The sequence below is a fragment of the Roseateles oligotrophus genome, from assembly GCF_025717515.1.
In the GTDB taxonomy this organism is placed as follows: Bacteria; Pseudomonadota; Gammaproteobacteria; order Burkholderiales; family Burkholderiaceae_C; genus Paucibacter_A; species Paucibacter_A oligotrophus.
Map to the genome: position 1 here is coordinate 261,414 of NZ_JAJIRN010000002.1, position 17,029 is coordinate 278,442.

General features: G+C 62.9%; 16 protein-coding genes. 6 read left to right on the forward strand and 10 right to left on the reverse strand.

What is annotated here, in order from left to right; genetic code table 11:
- Window positions 1-28: 28 nt before the first annotated feature.
- From rng to LNV07_RS04420, 8 genes are all read right to left on the reverse strand, one after another.
- A complete protein-coding gene (gene rng / locus LNV07_RS04385) occupies window positions 29-1,516 on the reverse strand; it encodes a ribonuclease G (RefSeq protein ID WP_263569959.1) in 1,488 nt (495 codons plus the stop codon).
- 61 nt (window positions 1,517-1,577) lie between these two features.
- A complete protein-coding gene (locus tag LNV07_RS04390; RefSeq protein WP_263569960.1) occupies window positions 1,578-2,177 on the reverse strand; it encodes a Maf family protein in 600 nt (199 codons plus the stop codon).
- Window positions 2,178-2,195: 18 nt separating this feature from the next.
- Window positions 2,196-2,663 carry a 23S rRNA (pseudouridine(1915)-N(3))-methyltransferase RlmH gene (gene rlmH, locus LNV07_RS04395; RefSeq protein ID WP_263533410.1) on the reverse strand — a complete coding sequence of 156 codons (468 nt, stop codon included), beginning with the start codon at window positions 2,661-2,663 and terminating at the stop codon, window positions 2,196-2,198.
- 20 nt (window positions 2,664-2,683) lie between these two features.
- Window positions 2,684-3,442 carry a ribosome silencing factor gene (gene rsfS / locus LNV07_RS04400; protein WP_263569961.1) on the reverse strand — a complete coding sequence of 253 codons (759 nt, stop codon included), beginning with the start codon at window positions 3,440-3,442 and terminating at the stop codon, window positions 2,684-2,686.
- 7 nt (window positions 3,443-3,449) lie between these two features.
- Window positions 3,450-4,073, reverse strand: a complete 624-nt coding sequence (nadD, locus tag LNV07_RS04405) for a nicotinate-nucleotide adenylyltransferase (RefSeq protein WP_263569962.1) — start codon at window positions 4,071-4,073, stop codon at window positions 3,450-3,452.
- Window positions 4,064-5,011, reverse strand: coding sequence for an oxygen-dependent coproporphyrinogen oxidase (hemF, locus tag LNV07_RS04410; protein ID WP_263569963.1), 948 nt, complete (start codon window positions 5,009-5,011; stop codon window positions 4,064-4,066). Before hemF ends, nadD begins: the two co-directional genes overlap by 10 nt.
- Complete coding sequence (purD, locus tag LNV07_RS04415) at window positions 5,008-6,288, reverse strand: phosphoribosylamine--glycine ligase (protein ID WP_263569964.1); 1,281 nt, start codon at window positions 6,286-6,288, stop codon at window positions 5,008-5,010. The genes hemF and purD overlap by 4 nt, the downstream gene beginning before the upstream one ends.
- Before the next feature lie 16 nt (window positions 6,289-6,304).
- A complete protein-coding gene (locus tag LNV07_RS04420; protein ID WP_263569965.1) occupies window positions 6,305-7,030 on the reverse strand; it encodes a YebC/PmpR family DNA-binding transcriptional regulator in 726 nt (241 codons plus the stop codon).
- Between the two features lie 145 nt (window positions 7,031-7,175).
- Between LNV07_RS04420 and LNV07_RS04425 the strand changes: the two genes are divergently transcribed.
- From LNV07_RS04425 to LNV07_RS04445, 5 genes are all read left to right on the forward strand, one after another.
- Entirely contained in the window at window positions 7,176-8,690 is a 1,515-nt protein-coding gene (locus LNV07_RS04425; protein ID WP_263569966.1) for a DUF853 domain-containing protein, read from the forward strand.
- Window positions 8,691-8,799: 109 nt separating this feature from the next.
- Window positions 8,800-9,327, forward strand: a complete 528-nt coding sequence (locus LNV07_RS04430; RefSeq protein WP_263569967.1) for a DUF6622 family protein — start codon at window positions 8,800-8,802, stop codon at window positions 9,325-9,327.
- Entirely contained in the window at window positions 9,314-10,498 is a 1,185-nt protein-coding gene (locus tag LNV07_RS04435) for a sensor histidine kinase (protein WP_263569968.1), read from the forward strand. The genes LNV07_RS04430 and LNV07_RS04435 overlap by 14 nt, the downstream gene beginning before the upstream one ends.
- Window positions 10,495-11,322, forward strand: coding sequence for a LytR/AlgR family response regulator transcription factor (locus tag LNV07_RS04440; RefSeq protein ID WP_263569969.1), 828 nt, complete (start codon window positions 10,495-10,497; stop codon window positions 11,320-11,322). Before LNV07_RS04435 ends, LNV07_RS04440 begins: the two co-directional genes overlap by 4 nt.
- 88 nt (window positions 11,323-11,410) lie before the next feature.
- Window positions 11,411-13,198, forward strand: a complete 1,788-nt coding sequence (locus LNV07_RS04445; protein ID WP_263569970.1) for a glutamine--tRNA ligase/YqeY domain fusion protein — start codon at window positions 11,411-11,413, stop codon at window positions 13,196-13,198.
- A gap of 10 nt (window positions 13,199-13,208) precedes the next feature.
- Here the strand turns inward: LNV07_RS04445 and LNV07_RS04450 are convergent, their stop codons facing one another.
- On the reverse strand, window positions 13,209-13,457 hold the full coding sequence (locus tag LNV07_RS04450; protein ID WP_318013678.1) for a hypothetical protein: 249 nt from the start codon (window positions 13,455-13,457) through the stop codon (window positions 13,209-13,211).
- Window positions 13,458-13,634: 177 nt separating this feature from the next.
- Window positions 13,635-15,059: an ATP-dependent RNA helicase DbpA gene (gene dbpA / locus LNV07_RS04455; protein WP_263569971.1), complete on the reverse strand. Its 1,425-nt coding sequence runs from the start codon at window positions 15,057-15,059 to the stop codon at window positions 13,635-13,637.
- A gap of 209 nt (window positions 15,060-15,268) precedes the next feature.
- Here dbpA and LNV07_RS04460 point away from each other — a divergent pair, with 209 nt between their 5' ends.
- Window positions 15,269-17,026, forward strand: coding sequence for a sensor histidine kinase (locus LNV07_RS04460; RefSeq protein WP_263569972.1), 1,758 nt, complete (start codon window positions 15,269-15,271; stop codon window positions 17,024-17,026).
- Window positions 17,027-17,029 lie beyond the last annotated feature (3 nt).

The window sequence follows — 17,029 nt, forward strand, 5'->3', positions numbered from 1 at the left end:
CCAGCAACCATGCCAGCTGCTCAGGCGGCTACAGCAACACGATGTCGTAATGCTCGGTCTGATTGGTCGGCTCGGCCGTCAAGGAAATCGGCTTGCCGATGAAGTCAGACAAGCCGGCCAGATGCTGACTCTCCTCGTCCAGCAGCATCTCCACCACATTGGCGGCGGCAACGATACGAAACTCCTTGGGCGAGAACTGGCGCGCCTCGCGCAGGATCTCGCGCATGATGTCATAACAGACGGTTCGAGCGGTCTTGACCTGCGCCCTGCCCTCGCAGGTCGGACAAGGCTCGCAGAGCATTCTGGACAGCGATTCGCGCGTGCGCTTGCGCGTCATCTCGACCAGGCCGAGCTGCGTGAAGCCGCCCAGCGTCACTTTGGTGCGGTCCTTGCTGAGTTGCTTGCGGAACTCGGTCAACACCGCCGACTTGTGCTCCTCGCGCGTCATGTCGATGAAGTCGACGATGATGATGCCACCCAGATTGCGCAGGCGCAGCTGTCTTGTGATGGCGCCGGCCGCCTCGAGATTGGTCTTGAAGATCGTGTCGTCAAAATTGCGCGCGCCGACAAAACCGCCGGTGTTGACATCCACCGTCGTCATCGCCTCGGTCTGGTCAAAAATCAGGTAGCCCCCCGATTTCAGATCGACCCTACGCGCCAGCGCCCGGCTCAACTCGGCGTCGATATTGTTCAAATCAAAAATCGGCCGCTCGCCCTTGTAATGCTCAAGCTTGGCGGTAGCCGCCGGCATGAAAAGCTCGCCAAAACTGTGCAGCACGTCGTACTGCAGCTTGGAGTCGATGCGGATCGAGCCGGTCCGCTCATTGACCAAATCGCGCAGCACGCGCTCGACCAGACTCAAATCCTGGTGCAACAAGCTGCCGGGCGGGGAGTTGAAACCCTTCTCGCGGATAGCGGCCCAAGCCTTGCGCAAATAGGCGATGTCGGATGCCAACTCCTCGTCGCTGGCATCCTCGGCATTGGTGCGCAAAATGAAACCGCCACCGCCGCCATCCTCGGGCTTGCCCACCAGCAACTGCATGCGCGCGCGCAGCAACTCCCGCGCCTCGGGCGAACCGATTTTTTGCGAAATGCCGATGTGATCGTCCTGGGGCAAGAACACCAGCATGCGCCCGGCAATGCTGATCTGAGTCGACAGCCTCGCGCCCTTGCTGCCGATCGGGTCCTTGATGACCTGCACGGTCAAGGCCTGACCCTCGAAGACCAGGCGCTCGATCGGCGTCGCCGCGCCGCCCTCGGCATGCTGGCTGCGCACATGGCCGGGTGCGCCGTTCACATGCAGATCGGCCACATGCAAAAAGGCCGCCCGCTCCAGGCCAATATCAATGAAGGCCGACTGCATGCCCGGTAGCACGCGGGCCACCTTGCCGGAGTAGACATTGCCGACCAGGCCGCGCTCCAGCGCCCGCTCGACATGCAACTCCTGCACCGAGCCGTTTTCAACCACGGCCACACGCGTCTCCTGGGGAGACCAGTTGATCAGAATATCTTCCATGGCCCTAATTTCTAATGTTGACGCATATCGGCAAGCATCTGCAAGCGCCGACCGATATGCGTCAAAACTGAACGTCCCATTGCCGCAGCAATTGCGCGGTCTCGAACAAGGGCAGGCCCATGATGCCTGAATAGCTGCCCTCGATGCGAGAAATCCAGGCCGCCGCCTGACTTTGAATCGCATAAGCGCCGGCCTTGCCGAAAGGCTCGCCGCTGGCGATGTATTGCCGAATCTGCGCGTCGCTGAGTGGCGCGAAGTCCACCCAGGACAGATTCAGGGCCACGCTGCGCCGCGCACCCAAGCCAAGCGCCACGGCGGTGATGACGCGGTGGCTGCGGCCGGACAGCAGGCGCAGGGTGCGAAACGCATCGTCGGCATCCAGCGGCTTGCCGAGGATTTGCTGGTCGACCGCCACCGTCGTGTCCGAGCAAAGAATCGGCGCCGGCGGCAAACCACGCGCCGCCAAGCGAGCCAAGGCCGCATCCAGCTTGGCCTCGGTGACTCGTGCCACATAGACCTCGGGCGACTCGCCGGCAATTTCTGCCTCCAGACTCTCGGCATCTTCCTCGGCGCCCGCCAACAAGAGCTCGTAGCGCACACCGAGTTGCTCCAGCAACTGGCGTCGGCGCGGGCTCTGCGAAGCAAGATAGATGAAATCCATGGCGATGCTCATTCGCGGTCATTCACGGTGATAGGGGTGACCCGTCATCACCGTCCAAGCCCGGTAAAGCCCCTCGGCCAAGAGCACGCGGGCAAAGGCATGCGGCAGGGTCAAATCAGACAGACGCAGCGTCTCGTCGGCAGTCGCTTTCAGCGAGGGCGCCAAGCCGTCCGGCCCGCCGATGATCAAGGCCACATCGCGGCCGTCGCCCATCCACAGCTTCATCCGTTCGGCTAACTGCATACTGGTACGGCGCTCACCGCGCTCGTCCAGAATCAGCCGGCGCACACCGCGCGGCAAGGCGGCCTCGATGCGCAGCGCTTCGGCCGCCATCAATTGTTCGGCCGTCTTGCTGCCGCGCGTCTCGGCCTTGACGGCCTTCAACTCCAAGCGCATTTCCGGTGGAAAGCGCTTGGCGAAGTCTTCATAGGCCGTATCGGCCCAGGCCGGTTGGCGCTGGCCCACGGCCACCAAAAGCAAACGCATGCCGACTACAGACCGGCGACTTAGGCGTCGCTGCTCTTCTTGCTGGCGGCCTTCTTGACCGCAGCCTTGACCGCTGGCTTGGCCGCAGCGCGCTTGACACCGACGGTCTTGGTCACGGCAGACTTCTTGGCTGCGGCCTTCTTCACCGCCGGCTTGGCCGCACCGACCTTGAGCGTGCTGGTGGCCGGCGTCTTGTGATCAACCTCGCGGCTGCTGGTGGACGAGCGGTCGACCGGCTTCTTGGCCGCAGGCTTCTTAACGGCGGGCTTTTCGGCAGCGGCCTTGGCGGCAACCTTCTTGCCCACGCCCGGCTTGCCCGGCAATGAGGCAGCGACAGTCTTCTTCGCCGCAGTCTTCTTGGCGGCCTTTTTGGGCGCGGCCTCTTCTTCGCCTTCGTCGTCCTCTTCCGAGGCCTTGACCAGCTTGGTCTTGCCGTCGCCCAGCGCCATCTTGACCGGCTTGCCGCCCCACAACTCTTCGAGGTGGTAGTAGTCGCGGATGGCCGGCTGCATCACGTGCACGACGGCGGCGCCGCAGTCAACGATGATCCATTCGCCGTTTTCCTCGCCCTCGCAGCGCAGCACATCCATGCCGCGCTCCTTGACCGTGACCCGCACGGCCGAAGCCAAGGCCTTGGTCTGACGGTTGCTGGTGCCGGACGCGATGATCACGCGCTCGAACAGCGGTGTCAGGTGTTCGGTGTTGAAGACCAAAATATTTTGGGCCTTCACATCTTCCAAACCATCGACGATGGCGCGTTGCAGCTTACGAATGTCCATTCAGTACCTACTCACTGTAAAGACGGTGGAGGGCAATATACCCCGCCACCGCGTCGCCCACCAAGGGGCTTAGTTCCTCGTTGCGCGAGGCCAACTCGCGCACTTGGGTGGATGAAACCTGCATCGCCGGCATCGCCAGTTTCAGCATTTTGTTGGGTTCGGCGTGGACGACTTCCATGACTTCGGCCGAACCCTGAACTTCTTGACCCGCACGTGCCGCCACCGCCAGCGTCACCAGGCTCAACAACTCGCGCCAATCACGCCAGGTATGAAAACGCTCGAACTGATCCTGGCCTATCACCAGGAACAATTGCTCACCAGGATGTGCGGCCAAGCGTGCCCGCACGGTGTCGATGGTGTAGCTCGCCCCATCGCGCTCCAGCTCGCTGTCGTCAACCGCAAACCTCGGCTCGCCCGCCACCATCAGCTCGGCCATGGCGCGCCGGTGCGAGGGTGCAGCCAGACCGCGTCCGGTCTTTTGCCAGGGTCGCCCGGCCGGCAGCCACAGCAATTGATCCAAACTCAGCTGAGTCAAGGCGCAATGCGCCAGGCTCAAATGCCCCAGATGAGGTGGATCAAAACTCCCGCCAAACAGGCCGGTGCGGCCCGCTCCGCCGAGCGTTACAGCCATAAATGGGTAGCTGCTTCATGCGCCCAATCGCGCGGCCGCAAAAAGTCGCTGTACAACTTGGCCTCCAGCGTGCCGGCTTCGGGCGCCCATTGATAACGCCATTTTACGATGGGCGGCATCGACATCAAAATCGCCTCGGTGCGCCCGCCCGATTGCAGGCCAAACAAGGTGCCGCGGTCGAAGACCAGATTGAACTCGACGTAACGACCGCGCCGGTAGGCTTGGAAGTCGCGCTCGCGCTCGGTGTAGGCCAGGCCGTGGCGGCGCTCGACGATGGGCAGATAGGCCGGCACAAAGGCGTCGCCGACCGAACGCAGCATCGCAAACGCAGCATCGAAGCCGCCCTCGCTTTCAGGCAAGGAAAAGTCATCAAAGAAGATGCCGCCGATGCCACGGGGCTCGTCCCGGTGCTTCAGATAGAAATACTCATCGCACCAGGGCTTGAAGCGCCCATACAGCTCCTCACCATGCGGCTGTAGCGCCGCCTCACACGTACGGTGGAAATGCTGCGCGTCGCGCTCGAAGCCGTAATAAGGCGTCAGATCCATGCCGCCACCGAACCAAACGACCGGCTCGGCATCGACGGGGAAGGCGGCGAACATGCGCACATTCATATGCACCGTCGGCACAAAGGGGTTGTGCGGATGAATCACCAGCGACACGCCCATCGCCTCGAACGGCGCGCCGGCCAGTTCGGGACGATGCTGCGTCGCCGATGGAGGCAAGACCCGACCCCGCACATGGGAGAAGTTGACGCCGCCGCGCTCGATCACCGCGCCGCCCTCGATCAGCCGCGACAGGCCATCGCCCTCCAGCCGGCTGCCCGGCTCACGGGTCCAGCCATCGCTGATGAATTCGCCGCCGTCCGCGGCCTGCAAGGCCGACACGATGCGCGACTGCAGGTCGAGCAGATAGTCACGTACGAGTTGCGTATTCAACGCTTCACCGCCCGGTAACCGATGTCCTGGCGGTACTGCTTGCCTTCGAACTGGATATTGACCAGACTCTCGTAGGCCAAGGCCTGCGCCTTGCGCACCGACTCGCCCAAAGCGGTCACGCAGAGCACGCGCCCGCCCGAGGTCTGCAAAGCCCCGTCTACTTCGGCGGTGCCGGCGTGGAAGACCATATGGTCCTCCGCATCGGCCGGCAGGCCAGTGATCGCGTCGCCCTTGCGGGGGCTGAGCGGATAGCCCGCAGCGGCCATCACCACGCCAAGCGCCACGCGCCGGTCCCACTGCAGCTCGACCTGGTCGAGCGTGCCGTCGGTTGCGTGCAGCAAGACTTCCAGCAGATCGCTCTTGAGCCGCATCATGATGGGCTGCGTTTCGGGATCACCCATGCGGGTATTGAATTCGACCGTGTGCGGCTGGCCCTGAGCGTCAATCATCAAACCGGCATAGAGGAAGCCGGTGAAAGGGATGCCGTCGCGCGCCATGCCTTGAATGGTCGGCATGATGATTTCATGCATCGCCTTGGCGTGGACATTGGGCGTCACCACCGGCGCCGGCGAATAAGCACCCATGCCCCCGGTGTTGGGGCCTTCGTCGCCGTCCTTGAGGCGCTTGTGATCCTGGCTGGTGGCCAACGAAACGACGTTCTTGCCGTCGCACAAGACGATGAAGCTGGCTTCTTCGCCTTGCAGGAATTGCTCGATCACCACCCGCGCCACACCTTCGTTATGCACGACGCCGAGCTTGTTGTCTTCCAGAATCCAGTCGATCGCCTCATGAGCCTCGGCCAGCGTCATCGCCACGACCACGCCCTTGCCTGCGGCCAAGCCGTCGGCCTTGATGACGATGGGGGCGCCCTGCGCGTCCACATAAGCGTGGGCCGCTGCCACATCGCTGAAGACCTCGTAGGCGGCGGTCGGAATGTTGTGGCGCTTCATGAAGTCTTTGGCAAAGGCCTTGGACGACTCGAGTTGCGCGGCGGCCTTGGTGGGACCGAAGATGCGCAGGCCACGGGCACGGAACTCGTCGACGACGCCGGCAGCCAGATAGCCCTCCGGGCCGACCACGGTCAGCGAGACCTTTTGCTCGACGGCAAAGTCGGCCAGCGCCTTCACATCGGTGATGGCGATATTGGTCAGACGCGAATCACGCGCGGTGCCACCGTTGCCGGGCGCCACATACACCTGGCTGACCCGCTCACCCTGTGCCAGCTTCCAGGCCAGCGCATGTTCGCGACCGCCATTGCCAATTACCAAAACCTTCATGCGCAGACTTCCCTTTTTATTCGTTGATGTTGGCATTGCTGTAAACGGCCTGAGCATCGTCCAGGTCTTCCAGCATATCCAGCAGCTTTTGCATCCGCGCCGCGTCGTCACCGCTCAACTCGACGGTGTTTTCGGCCCGCATCGTCACCTCGGCCACCTCGGCCTTCAGGCCGGCGGCCTCGAGCGCGTTCTTGACCGTCTCGAAATCGGCCGGCGCGGTCAGCACCTCGATGGCGCCGTCATCGTCGGTGATGACATCCTCGGCGCCGGCTTCCAGCGCCACTTCCATGATCTTGTCTTCCGAGCTGCCGGGCGCGAAAACCAGCTGACCGCAATGCTTAAACTGGAAGGCCACGGCGCCCTCGGTGCCCATATTGCCACCGCATTTGCTGAAGCAATGCCGCACTTCGGCGACGGTGCGCACCTTGTTGTCGGTCATCGTGTCGATGATCACCGCCGCCCCGCCGATGCCGTAGCCTTCGTAGCGGATTTCGTCGTAGTGGATGCCGTCCAGATTACCGGTGGCCTTGTCGACGTTGTACTTGATGCGGTCGGCCGGCATATTGGCGCCCTTGGCCTTTTCCACCGCCAGACGCAGGCGTGGGTTCTCCTTGATATCGCCGCCGCCCAAGCGAGCGGCGACGGTGATTTCACGGATGATGCGGGTCCAGATCTTGCCGCGCTTCTCGTCTTGGCGGCCCTTGCGATGCTGAATATTGGCCCATTTGGAATGACCAGCCATGTGGCTTTTGCTCCTGCTGGGTCTGCAAATTTGCGACCCACATTAGTTGGATAGACTTCAATTTTAGTTCCGACATCACATCGCTTTGCGATATGAGTCTTCTCTGAAGCGTAAAAACGCTTTAGCCCTGCCTTCTGGAGCCCTCATGCCCGACCCAATTTTGCTGGCCAGCCACGGTCAAATTGAATGCCATCTGCTGCCAGCGTTAGCAAATCGGCACGGCCTGATCACCGGCGCCACCGGCACCGGCAAGACCATCAGCCTGCAAACCTTGGCCGAGAGCTTCAGCCGTATCGGCGTGCCGGTTTTCATGGCCGACGTCAAAGGCGACCTGACCGGCATCTCGCAGGCCGGCGCACCTTCGCCCAAGCTCTTGGCAACCTTGAAAGAGCGCGGCATCGAGGCGCCTGCCCCCTTGGCCTGCCCGACCACGTTGTGGGATGTATTCGGCGAGCAAGGCCACCCGGTGCGCGCCACCATCTCCGATATGGGCCCGCTCTTGCTGGCCCGCATGCTGGCCTTGAACGAGACCCAGCAAGGTGTGCTGCAGATGGTCTTCAAGATCGCCGATGACGCCGGGCTCTTGTTGATCGACATGAAGGATCTGCGTGCGATGCTGCAGCATGTCGGCGACAACGCCGCGCAGTTCACCACCCAATACGGCAATGTCTCGGCCGCCAGCATCGGTGCGATCCAGCGCGGCCTGCTGCAGATCGAGGCTCAGGGCGGCGACAAATTCTTCGGCGAGCCGATGCTCAATATCGCCGACTTCATGCAGACCGAAGCGGGCCTGGGCGTCATCAACGTCTTGGCAGCCGACAAGCTGATGAGCGCGCCGCGCCTGTACGCCAGCTTCCTGCTGTGGATGCTGTCCGAGCTGTTCGAGACCCTGCCCGAGGTCGGTGATCTGGACAAGCCCAAGCTGGTGTTCTTCTTCGACGAGGCCCATCTGCTCTTCAAGGACGCGCCGGCCGCGCTGGTCGAGCGGATCGAACTCGTCGTTCGACTGGTGCGTTCCAAAGGCGTGGGCGTCTATTTCGTCACCCAGAATCCGCTCGACATTCCCGACGCCGTGCTGGGCCAACTCGGCAACCGGGTTCAACATGCGCTGCGCGCCTTCACGCCGCGTGACCAAAAAGCCGTCAAGGCGGCGGCCGACACCATGCGCGCCAAGCCCGGGCTGGACATCGCCACCGCCATCACCGAGCTCGGCGTCGGCGAGGCGCTGATCAGCCTGCTGGACGAAAAGGGCCGACCCAGCGTGACCGAGCGCGTGTTCGTGCTGCCGCCGGGCAGCCAGATCGGGCCCATCACGGCCGAGCAGCGCCTGGCCTTGATCAAGAATTCGCTGGTGGCCGGCGTGTATGAGGCCTTGGTTGACCGGGAATCGGCATTCGAAAAGCTCAAGAGCGGGCCTGCAAGGGCTTCAACGCCGGCCGGCAGCACCCCAGCTCCGGCCAACACGGAGGATGGCGGCATGCTCGGCGGCCTCAAGGACTTGCTCTTCGGCACCACCGGCCCGCGCGGCGCCCATCACGAGGGCCTGGCCGAGGTGGCGGCCCGCTCGGCCATTCGCACCATGGGCAGCTCGGTCGGCCGCGAGATTGTGCGAGGCGTGCTGGGCAGCTTGCTGGGGGGCAGCGGCAGCCGGCGCCGCTGAAAGGCGCTTGGCGCCCGGCGGCGGCACTTGGTCGCAAGCCGCTGTCGCCGGCCTGCCGAAGGCTTAAAAATGCCTGCATCCCTTCTTCAGACCGATACGGAATCCAAGCATGAACAGCGCAGGCGCAGGCGAAATTTTCAGTCACATACCCAGTTTTGTCTGGGCCATTCTGGCCTTCATCGTGATCATGGGCCTGCTGCAAAGCGGCGATCAATGGATGAGCAAGAGCCGCTTGAAGCTGGTGCCAATGATCTGGCTGGCCTATGGCGTTTGGGGCGTCGTCGGCAGCTTCGGCTATTCGGCCGGCGCGGTTGTGCCCTGGGTGTTTGGCCTGCTCGCCAGCCAGTCGCTGGTGCGCCGCAGCGGCTGGCCGGGTGGCTGCCGCTTCGACAGCGCCCGTGGCCAATTCTTTGTACCCGGCAGCTGGCTGCCCTTGACGCTGATGATGGGCATATTCATGGCCAAGTTTGCGCTTGGCATGAGTTCGGCCCTGCAGCCCGAGCTGCTCGACTCCAGCGCGTTCGCCAGCAGCTTCAGCGCCTTGTTCGGCGCGTTCGGCGGCGCTTTCTTGGGTCGCTCGCGCAATATCCTGAACAGCAACACCCCAATGATTGAAGGCCAATTTGAAGCTTCTTGACCCAAGCCCTGAACCGCTAGCGCCCGAGCCTGTCGCGGCCGGCGGCTCGATCTTCAATTTCCAGAATTACACCGGCAAACGCTGGCTGTGGTTGCTCAGGCAAGCCTTGCTGGTGTTGACCATTGCCTTGCTTGTCAACCTCAGCTTCTTGCTGTTCTCGGGAGCCAGCTGGGCCCAATATCGCGCCACTTTCAGATCCGAGTTCGTCTACACACTGCTGATCAGCGCCGCTTGCTCCAGCATCATTCAAGGGCTGACGCATCTGGCCACCATGCTGAGCAACCGTCTGCGTGCCCGCAGCGGCAAGCCGGCCAAGAAATGGATAGGCTGGCCGCTGATGGTGAGCGTCCTGTTGCTTGGCACGCTGGCCGGCTTCAGCATCGGCATGGAGGTCGGCAACTGGCTGCTGGGCAATAACTACAAAAACCCACTCAGCGCCGGGCCACGCAGCGGCACCGTCATGCTGTTGATCGCCCTTGTTCCAGGCATTTTGATCACGATTTACTTCGTCGCCCGTGGCCACCTGGACGAAGCCAATCTGCGCGCCCAGACCGCCCAGCGCCTGGCGGCCGAGAACAAACTGCGGCTGCTGGAGTCGCAGCTGGAGCCGCATATGCTGTTCAACACCCTGGCCAATCTGCGCGTGCTGATCGGCTTGGACCCGGCCCGCGCGCAAGCGATGCTGGACCAGTTGATCGGCTTTTTGCGCGCCACCCTGAACGCGTCGCGCAGCGGCAGCCACCCCTTGCGCGAGGAGTTTGCTCGCCTGCGCGACTATCTGGCCCTGATGCAAATCCGCATGGGCAGCCGGCTGCGGCCGGTCTTGGACCTGCCGGCCGAGCTCGGTGACTTGGCCGTCGCGCCGCTGCTCTTGCAGCCGCTGGTCGAGAACGCCATCAAACATGGGCTGGAGCCGGCGATTGAAGGCGGCGAGCTGCGCATCTCGGCGCGGCGTGAGGGTCAGGTGTTGCTGCTGGTCGTGCAAGACAGCGGCGTTGGCTTGGCCCATGCGGCCAGCGCCAGCAGTTCAGCCCAAGGCACGCAGTTCGGTCTGCACCAAGTGCGCGAGCGCCTCGCGACCCAATATGGCGCCGCAGCCAGTTTGACCATCACCCCGGCTGCTGAATCCGGCACCGTCGTCACCCTTCAAATTCCAATCCAAGCACCATGAATCCCACCGCCCTGATTGCCGAAGACGAATCCCTGTTGGCCGAAGGCCTGCGCCAGGAATTGGCGCGGCTGTGGCCGGAGCTGCAAATCGTCGCGATGGCCCCGCATGGCCAGGCGGCGCTGGACGCCGCGCTGCGCCTCTTGCCCGACATCTGCTTCCTCGACATCCGCATGCCGGGCTTGAGCGGCCTGGAGGCGGCGCAGGCGATGGCCGAAGACTGGCCGCAGGGGCAGCCCTTTCCCTTGCTGGTTTTCGTCACTGCTTACGACCAATATGCGCTGCAAGCCTTCGAGCGCGCCGCCGTCGACTATGTGCTCAAGCCGGTGCAGCCCGAGCGGCTGGCGCTGAGCTGTGAGCGCTTGCAGGCGGCGCTGGCGCTGCGCAAGGCCAGCGCGCCAGCCGAAGTAGACAACAAGGGCGAGGAAAAAATCAATCAAGCCGTCGAGCAATTGCGCCTGCTGCTCGGCGCCGCTGTGCCCTCGGCCGCAGCAGCGCCACCGCCCTTGCGCCTGTTGCAAATAGCGCAGGGCAGCGTGATCCAGATGTTGCCGGTGGACGAAGTCTTGTACTTCGAGGCGGCCGACAAATATGTGCGCGTGCTGACCGCCGGCAAAGAGCATTTGATGCGCATCTCCTTGCGCGAATTGCTACCCCAACTCGACACCACACGCTTTTGGCAAATCCACCGCAGCGTCGTGGTGCGCAGCGACGCCATCGACCGAGCCGTGCGCGATGAAGCAGGCAAGCTAAACCTGCATCTGCACGGCAGCAAAGACCGCCTGGCCGTCAGCCGTATGTACGCCCATTTGTTCAAGGGCATGTAGCCCTGGCCGGGGCTTGACGCTGACACCGATAAAATCAGCCCAAACCAGCCACTTTGACGGCGCAGCCCTGCTGCCCTGCCCCTACCCGATGTCTCATCCGTCCGACGACAACAAGCCCGCCCCCGGCAACAACTTTCTGCGCAGCATCATCGAGCGTGACTTGGCACAGACTGGCCAGCCCGAGCGTCACTTTGCTGGCACCCCCGGCGATGCCGCCCATCACGCGGCCGGCCCGCTGGATGCGGCCAAGATTCGCACCCGCTTTCCGCCCGAGCCCAATGGCTATCTGCACATCGGCCATGCCAAGAGCATCTGCCTGAATTTCGGCATGGCGCGCGACTACGGCGGCATCTGCCATCTTCGCTTTGACGACACCAACCCCGAAAAAGAAGAGCAGGAATATGTCGACGCGATCCAGGAGATGGTCGCCTGGCTGGGCTGGGACTGGCACTCGGGCGGTACCTCGCACCTGTTCTTCGCCAGCAACTATTTCGACTTCATGTACCGTGCGGCCGAGCACCTGGTGACGGCCGGCCTCGCCTATGTAGACGAGCAAACGCCGGAAGAAATGCGCGCCAACCGCGGTGACTTTGGCCGCCCCGGCGTCAACAGCCCGTTCCGTGCACGCACACCGGCCGAAAACCTGGCGCGTTTTCGCGAGATGAAGGACGGACAACATGCCGATGGCGCAATGATTCTGCGCGCCAAGATCGACATGGCCGCGCCCAATATCAATCTGCGCGACCCGGCGCTCTACCGCATCCGCCGCGCCACCCACCACAACACCGGCGACCAATGGTGCATCTACCCGATGTACACCTTCGCGCACCCGATCGAAGACGCGCTGGAGCGCATCACCCACAGCCTGTGCACGCTGGAGTTCGAAGACCAGCGCCCCTTCTACGACTGGCTGCTGGGCCACCTCGCCGAGGGCGGCTTGCTGGCGCATCCGCTGCCGCATCAATATGAATTTGGCCGTTTGAACCTGACCTATGTCGTCACCTCCAAGCGCAAGCTGCGCCAGCTGGTCGACGAAGGCCATGTGGACGGCTGGGACGACCCGCGCCTGCCGACGTTGGTGGGCATGCGCCGGCGCGGCTACACCGCCACAAGCATCCGCAATATGGTCGAAGCCACCGGCGTGACCAAGAGCAATGCCTGGCTCGACTACTCGGTGATGGACGGTTGCCTGCGCGCCGATCTGGAAGGAAAGGCCGCGCGCGCCTGCGCGGTACTGGATCCGCTGAAGTTGAAGTTGACGAACTGGGTCGAGCTGTTCGGCAGCAGCAGCCATGTCGAGCGCAGCAGCGCGCCGGCACACCCTCAGCTTGCGGAGTTAGGTCAGCGCGAATTCGGTCTTGGCCATGAGGTCTGGATCGAGCGAGATGACTTCATGGAAGTCCCGGTCAAGGGCTATCACCGCCTCTTCCCCGGCAACCGCACAAGGCTGAAATACGGCTATGTGATCGAGTGCACCGGCTGCGAAAAAGACGCCGAAGGCCAGATCACCGCCGTGCTCGCCACCGTGGTGCCCGACACCAAGAGCGGCACGCCGGGCGCCGACGCGGTCAAGGTCAAGAGTGCGATCACCTGGGTCAGCGTGCACGAGGCGGTTGAGGCCGAGCTGCGCTTGTATGACCGCCTGTTCACCATAGAGCAGCCAGATGCGGGTGACGGTGATTACTTGAGCTTCATCAACCCGCAAAGCCGGCGCGTGGTGACCGGCTATCTGGAGCCGTCACTGGCCAAGGTGCCGGCCGGCACTCATTTCCAGTTCGAGCGGCATGGCTATTTCGTCGCCGACCGCGTCGATCATCAAGCCGGCAAACCGGTCTTCAACAAGATCACCGGACTGAAGGACGGCTGGTCGAAATAGACAGGATTTTTCAGTCTTCGCGAACCTGGATGACCGGGTTCGCGTACTCATGACCGACCACCGCGCGGGCGAACAAATAGTTCTCCAGCGCCTTGTCGCTCAGCACGTCCAGCATCACATCGCCATGCGAATCGCAGGGGAAGGCCAAGGCCTTGCCCGAGTGAAACAGGGACTGGAAGCGCAGCTCGAACTGACCGTCTATTTGAACGGTCTGTTGCGGGGCTTGCTTGGGGCTGCTATGCATTTGTTGGGTGTCCATCTTGTGTACTCCTGAGCTGTCACCATGATCTCGGTCTGCATGTGTGAAGACTAGACCCCATCTGAGGGGGTGACCATGTGCATAGGTCTCAAGAAAACGTCGGATGAACTCCCTCGGTGGACTAAGACTTTCGCTGACAACAATTTGTCACACAAAAACCTTGCCCTCGGCCCCAGATCAATCAGCCAGATCGGCCAGATCGGCCATGCGCCGCACCTTGGCCTTGCGGCCCTTGATCTTGCCCTCGGACAGCCGCTTGACGGCCTCGCGAGCAATGCTGCGCTCTACCGCCACATAGCTGTGGAACTCGGTGATATTGATCTTGCCTACCTGCTCGAACTTGAAGCCGGCCTCGCCGGTCAGCGCACCCAGGATGTCGCCAGGGCGGATCTTCTCCTTGCGGCCACCCAGGATCTGCAGCGTGTCCATCGGCGGCTGCATCACATTGCCCGGGGCGGGGATCAAAGTGTCCAGCTTCTGCCAGACAAAGGCATAGCCCTGCATCTGCTCGATGCGGCCGATGCGGCCCATCTCGTCCAGGCTGGCCAGGCTCAGCGCCAGACCGTCGGCGCCGGCGCGGCCGGTGCGGCCGATGCGGTGCGTGTGCACCTCCATGTCCGGCGTTACTTCGACGTTGATCACACATTCGAGTTGCGCAATGTCCAGGCCGCGCGCGGCGACATCGGTGGCCACCAAGACCGAGCAACTGCGGTTGGCAAACTGGATCAAGACCTGATCACGGTCGCGCTGCTCCAGATCACCATGCAAGGCCATCGCAACGAAACCCTGGCCGGCGAGCACATCGACCAGATCCCGGCATTGCGCCTTGGTATTGCAAAACGCGATCGTGCTGGCCGGGCGGAAATGATTCAGCAGCAGCGACACCGCATGCAGGCGCTCGTCCTCCCTAACCTCAAAGGCCAGCTGACGAATGCTGGTCGGCGCCTGTTGCGCAGCCGCCGAGAGCTTGACTTCTTTGGGGTCCCGCATGAACTGGGCGCTTAAGCGGGCGATGCCTTCCGGATAGGTGGCCGAGAACAGCAGGGTCTGGCGCTTCTTCGGCGCTTGTTTGGCAACAACGACGATGTCATCAAAAAAGCCCATGTCCAGCATGCGGTCGGCTTCGTCCAGCACCAGCGTGTTCAAGGCGCTCAAATTGAGGCTGCCGCGCTCCAGATGGTCCATCACCCGACCCGGCGTACCCACCGCGATATGGCAGCCAAAACCGAGGCTGTCCATCTGCGGCTTCATCGGTGTGCCGCCGCACAGCGTGAGGATCTTGATGTTGTCGGCGGCGCGCGCCAGGCGGCGGATTTCTTGCGTGACCTGGTCGGCCAATTCGCGCGTCGGGCATAACACCAGCGCCTGAACATCAAAACGCGCCGCGTCGAGCTTGTGCAGCAGCGCCAGGGCAAAGGCGGCGGTCTTGCCGCTGCCGGTTTGGGCTTGCGCGATCAGGTCTTGCCCGGCCAAAGCCAAAGGCAGGCTGGCGGCCTGGATTGGCGTCATTTCGGTGTAGCCGAGCTGGGCCAGATTGGCCTGCATGGCGGCGCTCAATGGGAGTTGAGCGAAAGATTGCTTGTCGTTGATGGGTGCGTTCATCTGCCGATTATCCCTGCACGCCCGCCGCGAGCGCCTGCCGACCGAGCGCGGCGCCGCAGCAACAAGACATCTGGCCCCGAATCGGGGAGCTGTTTGCCGTTCAGACGGGGCCGCCATGTCTATGATCAAATCCGCAAACAAGTTGGTGCTCGGCCGAACTACTTGGCCAATTCAGAGTTCAAGCACCAGTTCTTCACAGGGAAGTGCCCATGCTCCAAGCAGACGCAGAAGCCACAGCTCAGCCGGACAGTCATGACCCCACGGCACACGCCAAGCTGCGCCGCATTATCATTGCTGGCGCTGTCTTGGGCTTGATCGTGGCTTGGGCCACCGTCATCACGCTGATTCTGGTTTTGCGCCGGGATGAACTCAACAACGAGATCAAGGCCAACACCAATCTGGCTCGGGTCTTCGACGCCCAGACCGAGCGCCTGCTGGCCACCATTGATCAGGCCACGATTCGCTGGCGCGATCAGGTGGCGGCCGGTAATGCCTCCAGTGCCGATCTGATCCGCTACGCCAACGAAACCGGACTGGCGCCCAAGATCCTGGCGCAACTGGCTTGGGTCGATGCGGATGGCCTGATGATGGCCAGCAACCTGGATCCGAACGGCAGCAAGAGCAAGCGCATGGATCTGTCCGAACGCGAGCACATCAAGATCCATCTGCCCCAGCAAAAGCCGCCGGAAGTAGCACGTCTGATCGACCCGGATCAGCTCTTCATCGGCAAGCCGGTGCTGGGCAAGGTCTCGCAGAAATGGACGATTCAACTGACCCGCCGCATCATCGCGCCCGACGGCCGCTTCCTGGGCGTCGTGATCGCCTCGCTGGACCCGGGCTATCTGGAGGATGTCTACCGCCGGGTCGATCTCGGCAGCGCGGGTGCGATGACCTTGATTGGCGCCGACCTGAGCATCCGCGCCCGGGTGATCGGTGGCGTCAGCTCAAAGCCGGGGATCACGCTGGACGCAACTTCGGCCTTTGCCCGCGAAGGCCTGGGCAAGCCCGAGAGTACCTTCATGGGCGCCGGTTCGGTTGACGGCACCAGCCGCATCATCGCCTCGCGCCAGATCAACAATTACCCGCTCTACCTGCTGGTGGCGTCCGGCCTGAACGAGGCGCTGAACGAGTGGCGCCACTTCCGCAATGTTGCCCTCGGCCTGACCCTGCTGCTGTCGGCCGTGATGGTAGGTGCTGCGGCCGCCCTCTTGACCGGCCTGCGGCGCCAGCAGGACGGCATGGAAGCGCTGCGCCAAAGCGAAGCCAAGGCGCATGCCGCCAATCAAACCAAGAGCGAGTTCTTGGCCGCAATGTCGCATGAGTTGAGAACGCCCTTGACCAGCATTCGCGGTTTTGCCGAGCTGATGGAGCAGCGCCTGGAGGACCCCAAATTCCGCAAACAGGCCGGCCTGATCCGCAAAGGCGCCGAGCATCTCAATACCTTGCTGACCGAGATTCTGGATCTGTCCAAGGTCGAGGCCGGCGGGCTGAAGCTGGCGCTGGAACTGCATGAGTTGCGCCCCCTGGTGCAGGGCTGTGCCGACTTCTTCACCCTCAGCGCCAGCAACAAGGGTCTGGAGATGAGAGTGATCGTGGCCGAGGCCGCGCCGCTCCATTTGCTCTGTGACGGTCTGCGCGTGAAGCAGATCATCAGCAATCTGCTCTCCAACGCGATCAAGTTCACCGCCAGCGGCAGCGTCACGCTATCGGTCGAGAAGATCTCGGACGGCCTATTGGCCTTTCATGTCGATGACACCGGGCCCGGCATGCCGCTGGAAGTGCAGGAACATATCTTCGAAAAATTCCGGCAGGCCAATGCGCAGATCAGCACCGAACATGGCGGCACCGGCCTCGGGTTGGCGCTGTCACGCGGCTTGGCCGAGGCGATGCACGGCAGCCTGGTGGTCAAGTCGGAACTCGGCCATGGCGCCCGATTCACGCTGACCATTCCGCTGGTCAGTGCTTGAACC